This window comes from Nonomuraea sp. NPDC050202, from assembly GCF_040656115.1.
Taxonomy (GTDB): Bacteria; Actinomycetota; Actinomycetes; order Streptosporangiales; family Streptosporangiaceae; genus Nonomuraea.
In genome coordinates, this window is the sequence record NZ_JBFALF010000003.1 from 576,594 (window position 1) to 591,917 (window position 15,324).

Sequence of the window (15,324 nt, forward strand, 5' to 3'; positions counted from 1 at the left end):
ACTCCCTCAGAGGTTTTCCAGAGCCTTCCTGGCGCGTTCGCGGAACTCGGCGACCCGGGCGAGCTTGATGTCCTCGTACCCGCGGATCAGCTCCGGCAGGCCCGCGAGCTCCTCGACGGCGGCGGCGGTGCCGGGGGTGAGCCGGTCGAGCGCCGTACGGACGAGGTCGCGGTACTCGGGGATCAGCTCGCGCTCGACCCGCCGCACCCCGGCGCGCCCGAACACGTCGAACGCGGTCCCGCGCAGCACCCGCGCCGCCCGCAGCCCGCGGAACAGCACCCCGGCCGAACGGCGCACCTTGATCTTGCGCTTCATGCCCATCGCGCGCAGCGCCGGCGGGTGCAGCAGCACCGACACGACCGCGTCCGCGCCGAACTCGCGCTCGCGCCTGGCCTGCTCTGCGGGGTCGAGGTGCAGGCGGGCGACCTCGTACTCGTCCTTGTAGGCCATCAGCTTGTGCAGCCCGCGGGCGTAGGCCAGGGCGATCGCGGTGCCCGCTTCCTCGCCCGCCCGCTCGACGGCCAGCGCCCGTACGTGCTGTACGTCGTCGGCGTAGGTACGGGCGTAGGTCGCGTTCTGGTAGCCGGTCAGGTCGGCCACCCGCGTGGCGATGACGTCGTCCAGGCTGCTCCGGGTCTCCTCCTCGGTGTCCCCCAGGAGGGCCCGGCGTACGGCCTCGGGATGGGACACGGCGGCCCGGCCCCAGCGGAAGGCGGCCAGGTTCTGCTCGACGGCGGCCCTGTTGAGCGTGATGGCCTGCTCGATCGAGGCGGCGCTGACGGGCAGGCAGCCGTGCTGGTACGCGGCGCCGAGCAGCAGCAGGTTCGCCGGCATGTGGTCGCCGAACAGCGCCTCGGCCAGCGCGTGCGCGTCCACGCAGACCTGCTCGCGGGTGGCCGTCTCCACCCGCGACACCGCGGCGGCGTGACCCGGCACGGGCACCCGGCCGGTGACCATGGCGGCGGTGGGTACCACGGAGGTGTTCAGCACGGCGACCGTGCGCTCGGGGGAGGCCACGTCCAGGGTGGTGTCGGCCGCCGCCCCCAGCACGTCGAAGCCGATGAGCACGTCGGCGCTGCCCCGCGAGGCGCGTACGGACCCGCTCGGCGCCCGCTTGCCGATCCGCACGTCGCTGACCACCGGCCCGCCCTTCTGCGCCAGGCCGGTCTGCTCCAGGCCCGCCGCGTGCAGGCCGTCGAGGTGGGCCGCCATCTGCAGGATCTGCGAGACGGTGACCACGCCGGTGCCGCCGATGCCGGGCATCCTGATCAGCACCTCGTCGCCGTGGGCGGGGACCGGCTCGGGCGGCTGCGCGGGCAGCGGCGGCGCCGCGCGCCGCTTGTCCACGGTGCCCGGCTCGACCAGCAGGAACGACGGGCAGTCGCCCTTCAGGCAGCTCTCGTCCGAGTTGCAGGAGGCCTGGTGGATGCGGGTCTTGCGGCCGTACTCGGTCTCGACCGGCTGCACGGACAGGCACGTCGAGACGTCGCCGCAGTCGCCGCAGCCCTCGCAGACCCGCTCGTTGATCACGACCTTCCGCGTGGGCGTGGGCAGCTTGCCGCGCTTGCGCAGCCTGCGCTCCTCGGCGGCGCAGCGGTCGTCGTGGATGAGCACGGTCACGCCGCCGAGCGCCGCCAGCTCCCGCTCGACCTCGGCCAGGTCGTCGCGGTGGCGCACGGAGGCGATCGGCGCCAGCCGCACGCCGCGGTACGTGCCGGGCTCGGGCGTGGTGATCACGATCCGGCGCACGCCCTCCACGGCCAGCTCGTGGGTGAGCGCGGGCACGTCGAGGCGGCCCTCCGCGCGCTGGCCGCCGGTCATGGCGACGGCGTCGTTGTAGAGCAGCTTGTACGTCATCGACACCCCGGCCGCGACGGCGGCCCTGATCGCCAGGGAGCCGGAGTGGTGGAAGGTGCCGTCGCCCAGGTTCTGCACGAAGTGCCGGTCCTCGGTGAACGGGGACAGCCCGATCCACTGGGCTCCCTCGCCGCCCATCTGGGTGATGCCGACCTGGGTGCCGCGCCCGTGCCCGTCCAGCGCGATCATCGCGTGGCAGCCGATGCCCACGCCGACCAGCGTGTCGTCGGAGGTGCGGGTGGAGGTGTTGTGCGGGCAGCCCGAGCAGAAGTACGGGGTGCGCGCCGCCACCACCGGCAGCAGCCCGCGCCGCCGTGCCGCCTTCCTGGGCGGTTCGAGGCCGAGGCAGGTGGTGATGGCCGTGGCCACGTCCTCGGCGCTCAGCGTGCTGCGGGCGGTGAGCAGCTCGCGGCCCACGACGGCCGGGGTGCGCTCGCCGCCGTACAGGGCCTGCTTCAGGTGCCCCTCCAGGAACGGCACCTTGTCCTCGACGACCAGCACCTTGTCCAGGCCGGCGGTCATCGCGGCCAGCTCGCCCGGCGCGACGGGGAACGGCATGCCGAGCCTGATCAGCCGCAGCCCGGCCTCCTCGGCGTCCAGGCCCAGGTCCTCCAGCGCCCGTTCGACCACCGCGTACGTGGCGCCGGACGCGAGGACGCCCAGGGTCGTGTTGCCCGCGCCCGCCATGACGCGGTTCAGGCCGTGCGCGCGGGCGTACTCGCGGGCCAGGTCGAGGCGGCGGGTGAGCATGTCGTGCTCGGCGTCCAGGGCGGCGGGGCCGAGCAGGATCGGCGCGGGCCCCCGGGAGCCGCCGGCGGGGACGGGGACGTCCGCGCGCAGCGGGCCCAGGTCCACGGTGGCGGAGGCGTCCGCGATGTCCGCGACGATCTTCAGCCCCACCCACAGGCCGCTCGCCCGCGACATGGCCACCGCGTGCAGCCCGAACTCGATGATCTCGGCCACCGAGCCGGGCGCCAGCAGCGGCATGGACAGGCTCTGGCACATCGGCTCGCACGAGCTGGGCAGCGTGGAGGACTTGCAGCCGGGGTCGTCGCCGATCCAGGCCACCGCGCCGCCCAGCGGGGCCGTTCCCGCCACGTTCGCGTGCCTGATGGCGTCGGCGGCCCGGTCGAGGCCGGGGTTCTTGCCGTACCAGTAGCCGACCACGCCGTCGTGCCGCCTGCCCGGCACCTGCTCCAGGAGCTGCGTGCCGGCCACCGCCGTGGCCGCCAGCTCCTCGTTCAGGCCGGCCTGGAACACCACGCCGGCCTCGTCCAGGAACCGCTTCGCCCGGCCCATCTCCAGGTCCACGCCCGCCAGCGGCGAGCCCTGGTAGCCGGTGACGTACGCGCGCGTGTCCAGGCCGCGCGCCCGGTCCAGGCGGCGCTGCTCCAGCGTCAGGCGGACCAGGGCCTGGATGCCGGAGATGAGCACCCGGCCGTCGAGCGCGGTGTACTTGTCGTCGAGCGACACGGGGGCGGGAGTCTCGCTCACGCTCACGCGGACCTCCTGGGTGTCGTACGTGCTCGCTTGGTGATTCCCAGCACAGCAACGCGGGCATGACATGCGCAAGTATTAGATGAGAAAGTGGGCTGAAGACGCAAACAATATGAGTTCATGGGCTTCGTGGATGATGTTATTTGCGCCTGAAGGAGGTGTTCTCCGTGCCTGACCTGGACGACATCGATCATCGAGTGCTGCGGCTCCTGCGGGAGGACGGGCGCCGGACGTTCTCCGAGATGGCCGAATGTATCGGGCTGTCGGTGGCGGCGGTCAAGCGGCGGGTGGACCGGCTCAAGGAACTCGGCGTGATCACCGGCTTCACCGTGCAGATCGACTACGCCAAGCTGGGGTGGGGCATCGAGGCCTTCACCGAGCTGCGCTATCCCGGCACCACGCCGGTCACCGAGATCATCCGCACCGCCACGGACGTGCCCGAGGTGCAGGAGGTGTTCACGATCGCGGGGGACCCTGACGCGCTGATCCACGTACGCGTGCGCGACCTCGGGCACCTCCAGCAGGTCATCGACCGGCTGCGCAGGGCCGGGGACGTCACCGGGACGAAGACGCTGCTCGTGCTGGGCTCGTGGACCCGGGACGCGCCGGTGCCGTGACAGGCCCGTCAGCCCTCCTGCCCTGACTTGTCGCGGCGGGAGAAGTAGCGTACGAGCAGGCCGATCGCCAGCAGCACCGCGACGCCGAGGCCGAGCATCCAGACGGAGGTGCCGGTCAGGGGCAGCTCTGGGGTCGTGTGGTGGGCGGGCGGCGGCACGTCGTTCCTGTCGGCGGCGGCCTTGCCGGTGGCCGGGGTGGGCTCCGGGCCCTCGTCGGCGATGGCCTCGGGCTCTTCGGCGCGCTCGGGCTTCCTGGGGCTCCTGGACGGTGCCGGGGTGGGCTCCACCAGGGTGTCGGCGCAGGAGCGGTTGTCGGCGGTGCGCTGCTCGCGGTCGCCGGTGCTGACGGTGGCGCAGTTCTCGACCACGCCGGTGGTGCGGGGGGTGACCGTGAACGTGAGCGTCCTGCTCTCGTTCGGGGGGAGCGGGCCGATGGGGCAGGAGAGGGTCGGGCCGGCTCCGGGGCACTCGGCGGGGCGGTCGGCGATCGTCGCCCGGGTGGGGTCCTGGATGGTGACGTCCGTGGCCTGTGACGGGCCGTGGTTGGTGACGGTCAGGGTGTAGGTGATCGTGCCGTCCGTGGACGGTGGAGCCGTCTTGGACAGCTCGACGTCCGCCCTGGTCACGGCCTCCGTGGTGAGCTGGGCCGCGTCGCCGGGGACGCCGGGGGCGGTGACGCGGGCGCGGCTGGTGAGGGTCGTGCCGTTCCTGAGGGCGGGGTCGGTGGTGACGGGCAGCTCGTACGTGGTGCTGCGGCCGGCGGGGACCGTGAGGCCGGGGCCGCCGCAGGTGATGGTGCGGCCGGTGGGCGAGCAGGCGGCGGGGAGCGCGCCGGGGGTGACGTTGTGGTCGAGGACGGCGGCGACGATGACGTCGTCCGCGTCCTGGTCGCCGGTGTTCGCGACGGTCAGGGTGTAGACGGACTCCGTGCCGGCGATCACGGGGTCAGGGGTCATGCCGGCGGTGAGGCGCAGGCTGGGGCCGATGGGGCTCGGGGACACGACGGGGTCCTCCGGCAGGGGCGCGGGGTCGGGGCCCTGCGGCGGGCCGGCCGGGTCCGGCCCCGGCTGGGAGTCCGGGGGCATGGGGGCACGATCGGCGGCGGTGGCAGCTGCGGCCCCGCCGCCGGCCAGCGCGGCGAGCGCGATGAGAGCCGCGATCCGGGGCCTGCCGCCCATGTCCTACCCCCGCGCCGTCGTGCCTGCTCGACCCGGGGGCTAGCCTCCTACCGGCCGCGGGGGCCGCGCGTGGGGTCAGACCGCAACCATGCGCCGCCATGGCGGAGTCTTTGCCCGTGGCCCTTCCCGGGCCGTGGCGTTTACCGGACCGCGGCGGAGTCCTCGCCCATGGCGCCTCCCGGCGTCACCCTGCGGTTCGGGCGGCGGCGGCGACCCATTCGTCCACCAGGGCGCAGAGCTGATCCAGCGCGGCCTCCACCCGCTCGCGGTCGCCGGTGGTGAGATAGTCGATCTGCAACCCCGTGTAGGCCGAGTTGGCCAGCGTGGAGATGCGCAGGGCGTCCGCTTCGGGGACGCCCCGCTCGCGCAGCAGCCCCGCCACGAACTCCGACCGGTCCGCCAGCAGCCTGGGCACGTGCCCCGCCAGCTTGCCCGCCGCGGCCAGGCCCTCGATCTCGTGGATCAGGCGGGCGACCGGCAGGTTCTCCTCCCGCGCCTGCCAGTCCCAGGTGCGCCGGACGATCGTGCCCACGCTGTCGGCGCCGGACCAGCCCGGCAGCGAGCGCAGCCAGGCCCGGTGCCGCTCGTCCAGGCGTTCCATGGTCGCCGACAGCAGGGCCTCCTTGTCGGCGAAGTGATGGGTCAGCACGCGCGTGGACTTGCCCAGGTGCTGGGCCAGCGGGCGCATCGACAACGTGGAGAGGCCGTGGCCGGCCAGGTAGTCGACGATCTGGTCGAGCAGCTCCGCACGGCGGTGCGGGTCGGCGGTCCTGGCCATGGCGCAATCCCTTTGACGTCATTCGGGTGACGACTGTTACCCTAACGGGGAAACACTTGTTACCTTTATCGAGGGGATATCCATGCCTGTCGCCGTACGGCAGCGCGTCCGGCTGCCCGCGTGGCTGCTCGCCCTGGTGTTCACCACGTTCGCCTTCGCCACGGACGACTACGTGATCGCCGGGGTGCTGCCCGCCATCTCGGCGGACCTCGGGGTCAGCGAGGCCGCGGGCGGGCAGCTCGTCACCGCCTTCTCGCTGGCGTTCGCGCTGGCGGCGCCCGTCGCCTCCGTGGTGACCGCCACCTGGCCCCGGCGCGGGCTGATGACCGGCGCGCTGGCGCTGTTCGTCGTGGCCAACTGGGCCGCGGCGTTCACCACCTCGTACGCGGTGCTCATGGGGCTGCGGGTGCTGGCCGCGGTCGCGGCGGCGGCCGTCGTGCCCGCCGCGTACGCCATCGCCACCACCCTGGCCCCCGAAGGGCGTCAGGGCCGCTACCTGGCGCTGGTGATGGGCGGGCTGACCGGGTCACTCGCGCTCGGCGTGCCCATCGGCACCTGGGTGGGCGGCGCGTTCGGCTGGCAGGCCACCTTCGGGGTCGGCGGGGCGCTGGGGCTGGTCGCGCTGATGGCGATCAGGATGACCTTGCCCGAGACGCCGCCCGTCCCCGCCATGCCGATCCGGGACCGGCTCGCGCCGCTGGCCCGGCCCCAGGTGCTGCTGGGGCTGCTCGGGATCGTGGCCATCGTGCTGGGCAGCATGATGGTGCTGACCTACCTGGCGCCGTTCCTGCACGACCTCGCGGGGGCCGGGCCGGCCGAGCTCGGGTGGGTGTTCGTGCTGGCCGGGCTCGCCGGGTTCGCCGGCGGGCAGCTCGGCGGGCGGGCCGCCGACCGGTGGGGCTCCGACCGGGCGCTGATCACCGGGGTCGTGGGGTTCGCGGTGGTGATGGCCGCCTTCAGCGCCTGCTGGTTCCTGCGGCCCGTGCCGCTGATGGCGCTGCTGCCCCTGCTGGTCGTCTGGGCAGGCGTGTCCTGGTGGATCCCGCCGCCCGCGCAGACCCGCCTGCTCGCCCTGGCCGGCCCCGCGGGGCCGCAGGCGCTCGCGCTCAACAGCAGCGCCGTGTACGTCGGCGTGTCGGGCGGGGGTGCGGTCGGCGGGCTCGTGCTCGCCGGGCACGGCGGCGGCTGGCTGCCCGCCGTGGCGGCCGGCGTCGTACTGGTCGCCCTCGCGCTCTTCTGGCTGGCCGGACGCGCCGGATGAACGTCCGCCGTGGAGCCCGGCGCCGAAGGTGTTCCCCGCCGCGATGAGTTCCGGCCCGGCCGCGAGTCTGTCTTGGTGAACGTCGTACGACGTTGCCCGGCACCGGACAGCACGGAGGAACCATGACGACCAAGCAGGACGACCCGGCCGGCACGCTGCCCGGCCGCCCGCCCATCGTCGACCTGGCCACCTGGCAGGCCGCCCGGGACGAGCTCCTGGCCCGCGAGAAGGCCCACACCCGCGAGGGTGACGCCATCGCCGCGGCCCGCCGCCGGTTGCCGATGGTGGAGTTCGACGGGACGGTCGAGGTCGTCGGAGCCGACGGCCCTGTCCCGTTCCTCGACCTGTTCCAGGGCCGCGACGAGCTCGTGATCTACAAGCACATGTGGTACGACGGCGCGCCGCACCAGGGGCAGTGCGAGGGCTGCACCACCACGGCCTGGCACCTGAAGGACGCCGTCTACCTCAACGCCCGCGGCGTATCGTTCGCCATCGTGACCACGGGCCGGTGGGACGAGGTGGCCTCCTACGTCGAGTTCATGGGCTACACCCAGCCCTGGTACTCGGTACGCGGCGTGGACGGGCCGGTCGGCGGCGCCATGGGTTACCTCACCTGCTACCTGCGCGACGGCGACCGCGTGTTCCTCACCTACTCCACGACGGGCCGCGGGAACGAGCCCGTCAACGGGTCCATGGGGCTGCTCGACATGACGCCCTACGGCCGGGGCGAGGCGTGGGAGGACAAGCCCGAGGGCTGGCCCGAGGGGCGCGGCCCGTGCTGGTACTGGCGCTCGGACGTGGACGGGAACGCATCCTGGGGCTCCACCAGCCGTCCCGTGCCGCAGTGGACCCGCCCCGGTGCGACCCCCGTGGAGAGCCTCGGCCGGCGCGGTCACCACCACTGACCGGCTGCGGTCCTCCGCCCGGAGGCGGTCCTCCGCCCGGAGGCGAAAGCCGATTCCGCGCTCGACGAACAGCGCGCGGGCGGCGGACGTCGCGCGCTTAGGGTCGAGGCATGTCAGGAGTTGCGCGTTACGACGAGGTCGCCGACTTCTACGCGGCCGGCTGGACGGACGACATCGACGACCCGGCCTCGCGCCGCCTGCTCGACCTGCTGGAGCCGATCGGCGGCCGACGCGTGCTGGAGATCGCCTGCGGTCACGGCAGGATCAGCCGCGCGCTGGCCCGCCGGGGCGCCGAGGTGGTGGGCGCCGACCTCTCGGCCGCCCTCATCGGGAAGGCGGAGGCCGCCGAGCGCGAGTCCCGGCTGGGCATCCGCTACCTCCACGCCGACGTCGCGGCCGGTCCAGCGGCATCCGACCTGCGGGGCTTCGGGCCGTTCGATGTCGTGGTCTGCAGCTTCGGCCTGTCCGACATCGACGATCTGGACGGCGCCGTGGCCACCGCCGCCGCCGTCCTGCGCCCTGGCGGGGTCTTCGCCTGCTCGATCCTGCACCCCTGCTTCCCCGGCGGGCAGGGCGTGTCGGGCTCGTGGCCGGGCGAGGCGCGTTACCACGCCGAGGGCTGGTGGCGGGCGGACGGCGAGCTGTCGTCGCTGCGCCGCCGGGTGGGCGCCAATCACCGCACGCTCTCGACGTACCTCAACACGCTGCGCCACCACGACCTGTGGGTGGACGAGCTGGCGGAGCCCGAGCCCGCCCCCGAGTGGGCGGCGAAGCGGCCGGATGCCGCCAGGTTCCCCGTGTTCCTCGTGCTGAGCTGCGTCAAGGGCGACGCTGATCGCCGGCGCCCGCCATCGGCTGACGGCCAGGGTCCGCCCATCGGTTGACGGCCAAGGCCCGCCGTGGGAAGACGGCCGGTGTCCGACGCGGGTTGAACGGTCAGGGCTCGCCGCGGGTTGACGGTCAGGGCTCGCCGCCGGCGCCGGCCACCGCGTGACAGGTCGCCGCCAGCCCCTCCAACAGGCACGTCAGCGCGAACTCGAACCGCCGCTCGCTGTCCCCCTCCACATCGACCTTCCTGCCGGCGGCCATCCGCCGGGCCAGCAGCGGGTGCCGCTCGGCGACGTCACGCAGGTACGCGGTGGTGGCGTGGTGGCTCCACTCGACCCCGCTCTCGCGCATGCGGGTCAGCGTGTCGCGCCACGCCACCTCGGCGATGACCGCGCCGACGACCTGATCGTTGACGGTCGCCATCGCGGCGTCCAGGTCGGCGTCGGTGAACCCCGCCCGCGACAGCAGCCGCAGGCTGGTCTCGGCCAGAGTGAAGGCGTTGGGGCCCAGGTTCGGCCTGAGGGTCAGCTCCCGCAGCGCCCACTGGTGGCGCAGCAGCATCGCGCGGGTGTCGCGGGCCAGCCCGGCCAGCCCGCGCCGCCAGTCGGGCTCGTCCGGGTCGGCCCTGACCTCGCCGAGCACCCGGTCCAGCGCCAGCTCCAGCACGTCGTCCTTGGTGCGTACGTACCAGTACAACGATCCGGCCGTCACGCCGAGGTCGGTGGCGATCCGGCGCATCGACAGGCCGCGGTGCCCCTCGGTGTCCAGCACGGGCACGGCCGCGCCGACGATCTGGTCGCGGCTGAGCTGGCGGTCGCGCAGCGGCCGCTCGTGGCGCAGCCACACCGAGCCGTCGGAGGGATCTGAGACAGGCACCCACACACCGTACTCCCTCCTTGACGATCAGCATTCACCTGTCCTGTACGGCGTTCACGGCTGTTGAACGTCGTTCAGGAGGGCCCGGCCCAGCCGTCCGCCGAGACCGCCTTCGGGGCGATGCGGGCCCGTCCTCGGTGGTGAGGGTCAGGCCGGCGCCGGCCGTTCCCCGCCGCCGAACCGGCGCGTACGACAGGAGGCCGGTCTCCGTCGTAGTCTGATTCGCGCGTGACGAACAGGAGGCTGAGGTGGCCGAGACGACAGTGGCCGAGGTGATGGCCGAGCTGGCCGCCCTCGAGGACCCGAAGATCCGCGAGGTGAACGAGAAGCACGGTGACGATCACGGTGTGAACCTGGGCAAGCTGCGCGCGGTCGCCAAGCGGCTGAAGACGCAGCAGGAGCTCGCGCGGCAGCTCTGGGAGACGGGCGACACCGCGGCGAGACTGCTGGCGCTCCTGATCTGCCGGCCGAAGGCGTTCGCGCGTGACGAGCTGGACACCATGGTGCGCGAGGCGCGCGTGCCCAAGGTGCACGACTGGCTCGTGAACTACGTGGTGAAGAAGAGCCCGCACGCGGAGGAGCTGCGCCTGGCCTGGTCCGCCGACCCGGACCCGGTGGTCGCGAGCGCCGGCTGGGCGCTGACGACCGAGCGCGTGACGAAGAAGCCGGAGGGCCTCGACCTTCCCGGGCTGCTCGACGTGATCGAGGCCGAGATGAAGGACGCCCCCGATCGCCTGCAGTGGGCGATGAACCACTGCCTGGCACAGATCGGGATCGACCACGCCGAGCACCGCGACCGGGCCATCGGCATCGGCGAGCGCCTGCAGGTGCTCAAGGACTACCCGACGTCGCCGGGCTGCACGTCTCCGTTCGCGCCCATCTGGATCAACGAGATGGTACGCAGGCAGCACGCCTAACGGGAGCCGGTCAGCTCGTACTCGACCTGGTCGAGCGGGTTGCCGTCGCCGTAGTCGTAGGTACGGACGGTGCCCGACCGGGTGAAGCCGCTCTTGGCGTAGAAGCGGTGCGACTGCGGGGTGTCGCGCAGCGTCCACAGGTGGACGTGGCTGAAGCCCGCCGAACGGATGCGGTCCAACGTCGCGGTCATCAGGGCCTGCGCGATGCCGCTGCCCCAGCCGTCCGGGTGGCCGTAGAAGCCGAAGATCTCCGCCGAGTCGGGGTGGCTCGATGAGGGGCCGAAGTAGGAGAAGGCCAGCGGGCGGCCGTCGCGGGCGGCGAGCAGGACGGTGTTCCCGTCCTCCGCGGCGAGCACGCCGTGCCATTTGGTACGGCGGTGCCGCAGGGCCTCGGCGAAGAACCGCGGGGCGAAGAAGCTCGCGTTGGCGGCCCTCCAGGACTCCGCGTGGATCTCGCCCACCGCGTCCGCGTCGGCGGTGGAGGCGGGGGATGTCGTGAACGTCACAGGGTCACGGTATGCGGTTCACCTCCAGCGGTGCCGCCCGGTTTCCTGGCCGGCGTCACGTCCAGGTGCTGGAGGTGATCACGCGGGCCGCGTTCACGGCCATGGCGAACCGGGTCGCGGACGTGACCGGCACGCCCCTCGACGCCGCGCTCGCGGGCCAAGGCCCGGAACTCCGGAGCATGAAAAGGCCGATGGCAGCCGCCTGGTCGCGGCTGCCATCGGGAGGGTTCGGATCAGGAGCTGGGGCAGGTGTGGCGGTACTCCTCGATCGCCAGCCCGCTGGGCGGCGGGCACAGGAACTGCTCGTAGCGGGTGTCGTCATCGACGAACCGCTTCAGCCAGGCCACCATCGACTTGGCCATCGTGGTGTTGGTGGTCTGCGGGAAGAAGTGGCTGGCGTTGTTCAGCTCCAGGTACGCCTTCTCCGACGAGGACGGGATGCTGTTGTAGAACGGCTCCGAATGGGTGGTGACGGAGGCGACGGAGTCGCTCTCACCCCCGATGATCATCGTCGGGACGCGCACCCCCGACCACGACTTCGTCAGGTTCCAGGGCGCGAGCGGCACGGCCGCCTGCAGCGACGGCCGGTCGTTGGCCGCCTCCAGGCTGCCGCCGCCGCCCATCGAGTGGCCGGCGACCGCGAGCCGCGACGGGTCGATGCGGCTGCGTACCGTGGCCGAGCTGTCCTCGACCAGGTAGTCGAGCGCCGCCAGGAGCTGGCGGCCCCGGCTGGCGGGCTGGTCGTAGAGCGAGTTGGTCTCGATGCCGATCACGACGAAGCCGTGCGAGGCGATCCGCGGGCCGAGCCACGACAGGCTGGACCACCTGGCCGTGTACCCGGGCGAGATGGCGATCGCGCCGAACGTGCCCTGGCTGGTGTCGGTCGGGTAATAGATGGTGCCGCCGCCGAAGCCGGTCACGCTCAGCGAGGAGACGCTGGTCTGCGCGGTCGAGAACGGGCCGCGGCTGGCTTCGAGGATGGCGTCCGTGGGGTCGGGGCCGCGGTCGTACGGGCCCTGGGCCTGGGCGGGGGAGGCGGCCATCAGGGCGCCGCCGACCAGTGAGACGGTGAGGGCGAGCTTGGTCAACGTTCGCGCGCCGAACCGGGGGGTGGATAGCTGCACGTCGTCATACTCCCTGCTCATCGAGGGTGACTGCTGTCTGTCGCCATTGTTCGGATGCGCAGTCAGCCGTGCATCGGTGAAATCACCGGTCCTGCGATCAGGACATGAGCCTTACCAGTTCGACGCGGGAGCGGATGCCGAGGCGGCTGAAGATGTTCCTGAGGTGGTGCTCGACGGTGCGGCGGCTCAGGAACAGCTGCTCGGCCACCTCCTTGTTCGTCGCGCCCTCGGCCACCATGCGGGCGATCTGCAGCTGCTGGGCCGTGAGCTGGCCCGTGGTCGCGTCGAGGGCCGGGCGCACGGGGTCGCCGGAGGCCCGCAGCTCGGTCCTGGCCTGCTCGGTCCACAGGCGGGCGCCGTAGCGCTCGAACGTCTCCAGCGCCGAGTGCAGGTGCGTCCTGGCCGCCCCGGGCCGCCGGTCGCGCCGCAGCGCGCTGCCGTACAGGAGCCTGGTACGGGCCGCCTCGAACTCGTACACGCCCTGCCCGTGCAGGTCGAGCGCCTCCCGGAACAGCTCCTCCGACTCGCCGGGCCCGGCCAGCAGCGCGCGGCAGCGGGACACCAGCGCGCGCAGGTCCGGGCTGCGCGTGCTGCCGACCCAGCGCTCCAGCACCCGCAGCGCGGCCCCGGCCGCCTCGTGGTCGCCGGTACGCGCGCACGCCTCGATGAAGTGCGGCGTGGCCATGACCCGGATGACCACGTGGTTGCTGTTGCGGCGCTCGGCCCGCAGCCGGTTGGCCGCGTCGGCGGGGCGGCCCGCGGCCAGGTCCAGGTAGGCCAGCGCCCAGTTGCCGACCGCGCCCGCGATGCCCAGGTCGTGGGCGTCGGCCAGGCCGATGGCGGCGTCGGCGCGCACCCGGCACGTCTCCTGGTCGCCCTCGACGGCCGCCGTGATCGCCAGCCAGGCCAGGTGCTGGGCCGCCGTGTTGAGCTGGCCGGTCTCCTGCGCCAGGCGCAGGCCCTGGGCGGCGGTGGTGGCGACGGCGGCGTACCGGCCCATCCAGATCTCCGGGTAGATCATGTACTCCAGGAGCTGCGGCATGGCCGAGACCGCGCCGCGTACGCGGGCCGTCTCGACCGCGCGGGCCGACAGCCGGTGGGCGGTGGCGTCCTCGCCGAGCAGCATGCTGGCCACGCACGCCCAGACGAGCACGGCCGGGTCGCGGACGGACCCGGCCAGCTCGACCACCCGGCGCAGCGGCGCCGCCGCCTCCTGGTGGGAGCCGCTGAACGTGGAGGCCATGCCGGCGAGGTACTCGAACATGAGCTGCGTCGGCACCGTCTCGTCGGGGCGGCGCAGAGCGGCCGCCTGGCGGGCTATCGCGATGAACGCCCGGTTGTCGCCCGCGCGGTAGCTGGCGTCGGCGGCCCGCACCAGCGCGCGCACCCCCAGCATGCGGTGGCTCTCCAGGAGCCAGGTGGCCGCCGCCAGCAGCTCCTCGCGGGCGCTGCCCGTCTCGCCGCCGAGCAGCTCCAGGCTGCCGTGCAGGAGCTGTACGTGGCCGCGCAGCTCGTCGGGGGCCGTGAGGTTGCGCAACCTGGCCAGCAGGGAACGGGTCACCTGGGGGCGTCCGGCCACCCACGCGTACCGGGCGGCGGCGGCCAGGCGCTCGGCCTTGGCCGGGTCGTGCGGGTCGGTGAGCTCGGCGGCGCGTTCCAGGGCCAGGTACGGCTCGGGATGGGTGTGCGCGGGGTGGGCGTCGAGCGCGGCGGCGGCCAGGTCGTCGGCCAGCGAGGCGGGCGGGCCGTCGAGCGCGCAGGCCCGGTGCCAGGCGCGGCGCAGGCGCTGCGACTCGTCCCTCTGCTCGGCCCCGTGCTCGGCCCCGTGCTCGGCCCCGTGCTTGGCCCCGTGCTTGGCCCCGTGCTCGTCCGCCTGCTCGGCCCCGTGCTCGGCTCCGTGCTCGGCCGCCTGCTCGTCGTCGCCGAGCAGGCCGGCCAGCAGGCGGTGGGCGCTGCGCCGGCGTAACAGGGACGCGCCGTAGTAGACGACCCCGCGCATGGCCGGGTCGCGGAAGTCGTACCGGTCCCCGGCGGAGTGCAGGACGCCCGCCCGCTCGGCCGGCTCCAGCACCGTGAGCGCGCACGAGGGGCGGGCCGCGCGGATCAGGGTGGGCAGGTCGAGCCCGGGATCGGCGGCGATCAGCAGGAGCAGCCGCTGGACCTCCGGAGGGAGGGCCGCGAGCCGGCTCGCGTGCTCGCGCCACAGGCGTCCGTCCTTGGGCAGCGTCACGGGGGGAGCGGCCAGGCCCGCGAACTGGTCGGGGGTGAGCGAGCCGATCAGCTCCGCCAGCGCGAGGGGGTTGCCGCGGGCGATGTGGTCGAGCGCCACCAGCAGGTCCTCGGCCACCTTCCCCGCCGCCAGGTCACCGGCCAGCTCCTGCACGGCCGCCGCGTCCAAGCCGCCCAGCACCTGTACGGGCACGCCTTCCAGCCCGCCCGGCGCCCGCACGCCCTCCCGCGCGGTGAACAGCAGCGCCACCGGCTCTGCCGACACCCGCCTGGCCGCGAACGACAGCACCTCCCTGCTGTCCGCGTCCAGCAGGTCCATGTCGTCCACGCAGGCGAGCAACGGCCGCTCCGCGGCCACCGCCGACAGCAGGCCGAGCACGGCCGCGGGCAGCGTCAGCCCGCCGGCGCCCGTACCGGACTCCAGCGCCGACATCAGGGCGTGCGCCTGGGCGCCGGGCAGGGAGGCGGCCTCCGCGGCGACGGGACGCAGCAGGCCGTGCAGCCCGGCGTACGGCAGCCGCGACTCCGACTCCACCCCCGAGACCCGCAGGACGCGGAAGCCGGGAACGGCGTGCGCGATGGCCAGGTCGAGCAGCGCCGTCTTCCCCATGCCGGGCGCGCCCACCAGGAGCAGCGCTCCGCCGGAGCCGGCGCGGGCGCGGTCGAGCAGCCGCAGCAGGGCGCGTTCCTCCTCGCCCCGGCCGCGTAACAAAGGCTTGTCAGAAGACACGACGCCAGTGTTACGCGCGGA

The 15,324-nt window shown here is 73.6% G+C and carries 12 protein-coding genes; 5 read left to right on the top strand and 7 right to left on the bottom strand.

What is annotated here, in order from left to right:
- Positions 1-6 precede the first annotated feature (6 nt).
- Positions 7-3,357: an indolepyruvate ferredoxin oxidoreductase family protein gene (locus AB0I79_RS12690; protein WP_357871054.1), complete on the bottom strand. Its 3,351-nt coding sequence runs from the start codon at positions 3,355-3,357 to the stop codon at positions 7-9.
- Positions 3,358-3,521: 164 nt separating this feature from the next.
- Between AB0I79_RS12690 and AB0I79_RS12695 the strand changes: the two genes are divergently transcribed.
- The gene (locus tag AB0I79_RS12695) at positions 3,522-3,971 is read left to right on the top strand and encodes an Lrp/AsnC family transcriptional regulator (protein ID WP_357871056.1); all 450 of its coding nucleotides are present in this window, start codon (positions 3,522-3,524) and stop codon (positions 3,969-3,971) included.
- Between the two features lie 8 nt (positions 3,972-3,979).
- Here the strand turns inward: AB0I79_RS12695 and AB0I79_RS12700 are convergent, their stop codons facing one another.
- Together AB0I79_RS12700 and AB0I79_RS12705 are read right to left on the bottom strand one after the other, a co-directional pair.
- Complete coding sequence (locus tag AB0I79_RS12700) at positions 3,980-5,149, bottom strand: hypothetical protein (protein ID WP_357871059.1); 1,170 nt, start codon at positions 5,147-5,149, stop codon at positions 3,980-3,982.
- Positions 5,150-5,333: 184 nt separating this feature from the next.
- Positions 5,334-5,927: a TetR/AcrR family transcriptional regulator gene (locus tag AB0I79_RS12705; RefSeq protein ID WP_357871062.1), complete on the bottom strand. Its 594-nt coding sequence runs from the start codon at positions 5,925-5,927 to the stop codon at positions 5,334-5,336.
- Between the two features lie 82 nt (positions 5,928-6,009).
- On the opposite strand from AB0I79_RS12705, the gene AB0I79_RS12710 reads away from it, so the two are divergent.
- The 3 genes from AB0I79_RS12710 to AB0I79_RS12720 all read left to right on the top strand — a co-directional run bounded on the left by AB0I79_RS12710 (position 6,010) and on the right by AB0I79_RS12720 (position 8,977).
- Positions 6,010-7,188 carry an MFS transporter gene (locus AB0I79_RS12710; protein ID WP_357871065.1) on the top strand — a complete coding sequence of 393 codons (1,179 nt, stop codon included), beginning with the start codon at positions 6,010-6,012 and terminating at the stop codon, positions 7,186-7,188.
- A 122-nt stretch (positions 7,189-7,310) separates the two neighbouring features.
- Complete coding sequence (locus AB0I79_RS12715) at positions 7,311-8,093, top strand: DUF899 domain-containing protein (RefSeq protein WP_357871068.1); 783 nt, start codon at positions 7,311-7,313, stop codon at positions 8,091-8,093.
- 110 nt (positions 8,094-8,203) lie between these two features.
- Positions 8,204-8,977 carry a class I SAM-dependent methyltransferase gene (locus tag AB0I79_RS12720; RefSeq protein ID WP_357871070.1) on the top strand — a complete coding sequence of 258 codons (774 nt, stop codon included), beginning with the start codon at positions 8,204-8,206 and terminating at the stop codon, positions 8,975-8,977.
- A gap of 76 nt (positions 8,978-9,053) precedes the next feature.
- Here AB0I79_RS12720 and AB0I79_RS12725 read toward each other — a convergent pair whose 3' ends face one another.
- Positions 9,054-9,797 (bottom strand): TetR/AcrR family transcriptional regulator, encoded by a 744-nt coding sequence (locus AB0I79_RS12725; protein WP_357871073.1) that lies wholly within the window; start codon positions 9,795-9,797, stop codon positions 9,054-9,056.
- A 248-nt stretch (positions 9,798-10,045) separates the two neighbouring features.
- On the opposite strand from AB0I79_RS12725, the gene AB0I79_RS12730 reads away from it, so the two are divergent.
- Positions 10,046-10,714, top strand: coding sequence for a DNA alkylation repair protein (locus AB0I79_RS12730; protein ID WP_357871076.1), 669 nt, complete (start codon positions 10,046-10,048; stop codon positions 10,712-10,714).
- Here the strand turns inward: AB0I79_RS12730 and AB0I79_RS12735 are convergent.
- From AB0I79_RS12735 to AB0I79_RS12745, 3 genes are all read right to left on the bottom strand, one after another.
- The gene (locus tag AB0I79_RS12735) at positions 10,711-11,220 is read right to left on the bottom strand and encodes a GNAT family N-acetyltransferase (protein ID WP_357871078.1); all 510 of its coding nucleotides are present in this window, start codon (positions 11,218-11,220) and stop codon (positions 10,711-10,713) included. The genes AB0I79_RS12730 and AB0I79_RS12735 overlap by 4 nt on opposite strands.
- A gap of 233 nt (positions 11,221-11,453) precedes the next feature.
- Positions 11,454-12,263 carry an alpha/beta hydrolase gene (locus tag AB0I79_RS12740; RefSeq protein WP_357871647.1) on the bottom strand — a complete coding sequence of 270 codons (810 nt, stop codon included), beginning with the start codon at positions 12,261-12,263 and terminating at the stop codon, positions 11,454-11,456.
- Positions 12,264-12,441: 178 nt separating this feature from the next.
- Entirely contained in the window at positions 12,442-15,303 is a 2,862-nt protein-coding gene (locus tag AB0I79_RS12745) for an AAA family ATPase (RefSeq protein ID WP_357871081.1), read from the bottom strand.
- Positions 15,304-15,324 lie beyond the last annotated feature (21 nt).

Excerpts from the sequence above, each read along its gene's own strand:
- AB0I79_RS12700 (WP_357871059.1), bottom strand. The coding sequence starts at position 5,149 with ATGGGCGGCAGGCCCCGGATCGCGGCTCTCATCGCGCTCGCCGCGCTG.
- AB0I79_RS12705 (WP_357871062.1), bottom strand. The coding sequence starts at position 5,927 with ATGGCCAGGACCGCCGACCCGCACCGCCGTGCGGAGCTGCTCGACCAG.
- AB0I79_RS12710 (WP_357871065.1), top strand. The coding sequence starts at position 6,010 with ATGCCTGTCGCCGTACGGCAGCGCGTCCGGCTGCCCGCGTGGCTGCTC.
- AB0I79_RS12715 (WP_357871068.1), top strand. The coding sequence starts at position 7,311 with ATGACGACCAAGCAGGACGACCCGGCCGGCACGCTGCCCGGCCGCCCG.
- AB0I79_RS12720 (WP_357871070.1), top strand. The coding sequence starts at position 8,204 with ATGTCAGGAGTTGCGCGTTACGACGAGGTCGCCGACTTCTACGCGGCC.
- AB0I79_RS12740 (WP_357871647.1), bottom strand. The coding sequence starts at position 12,263 with ATGGCCGCCTCCCCCGCCCAGGCCCAGGGCCCGTACGACCGCGGCCCC.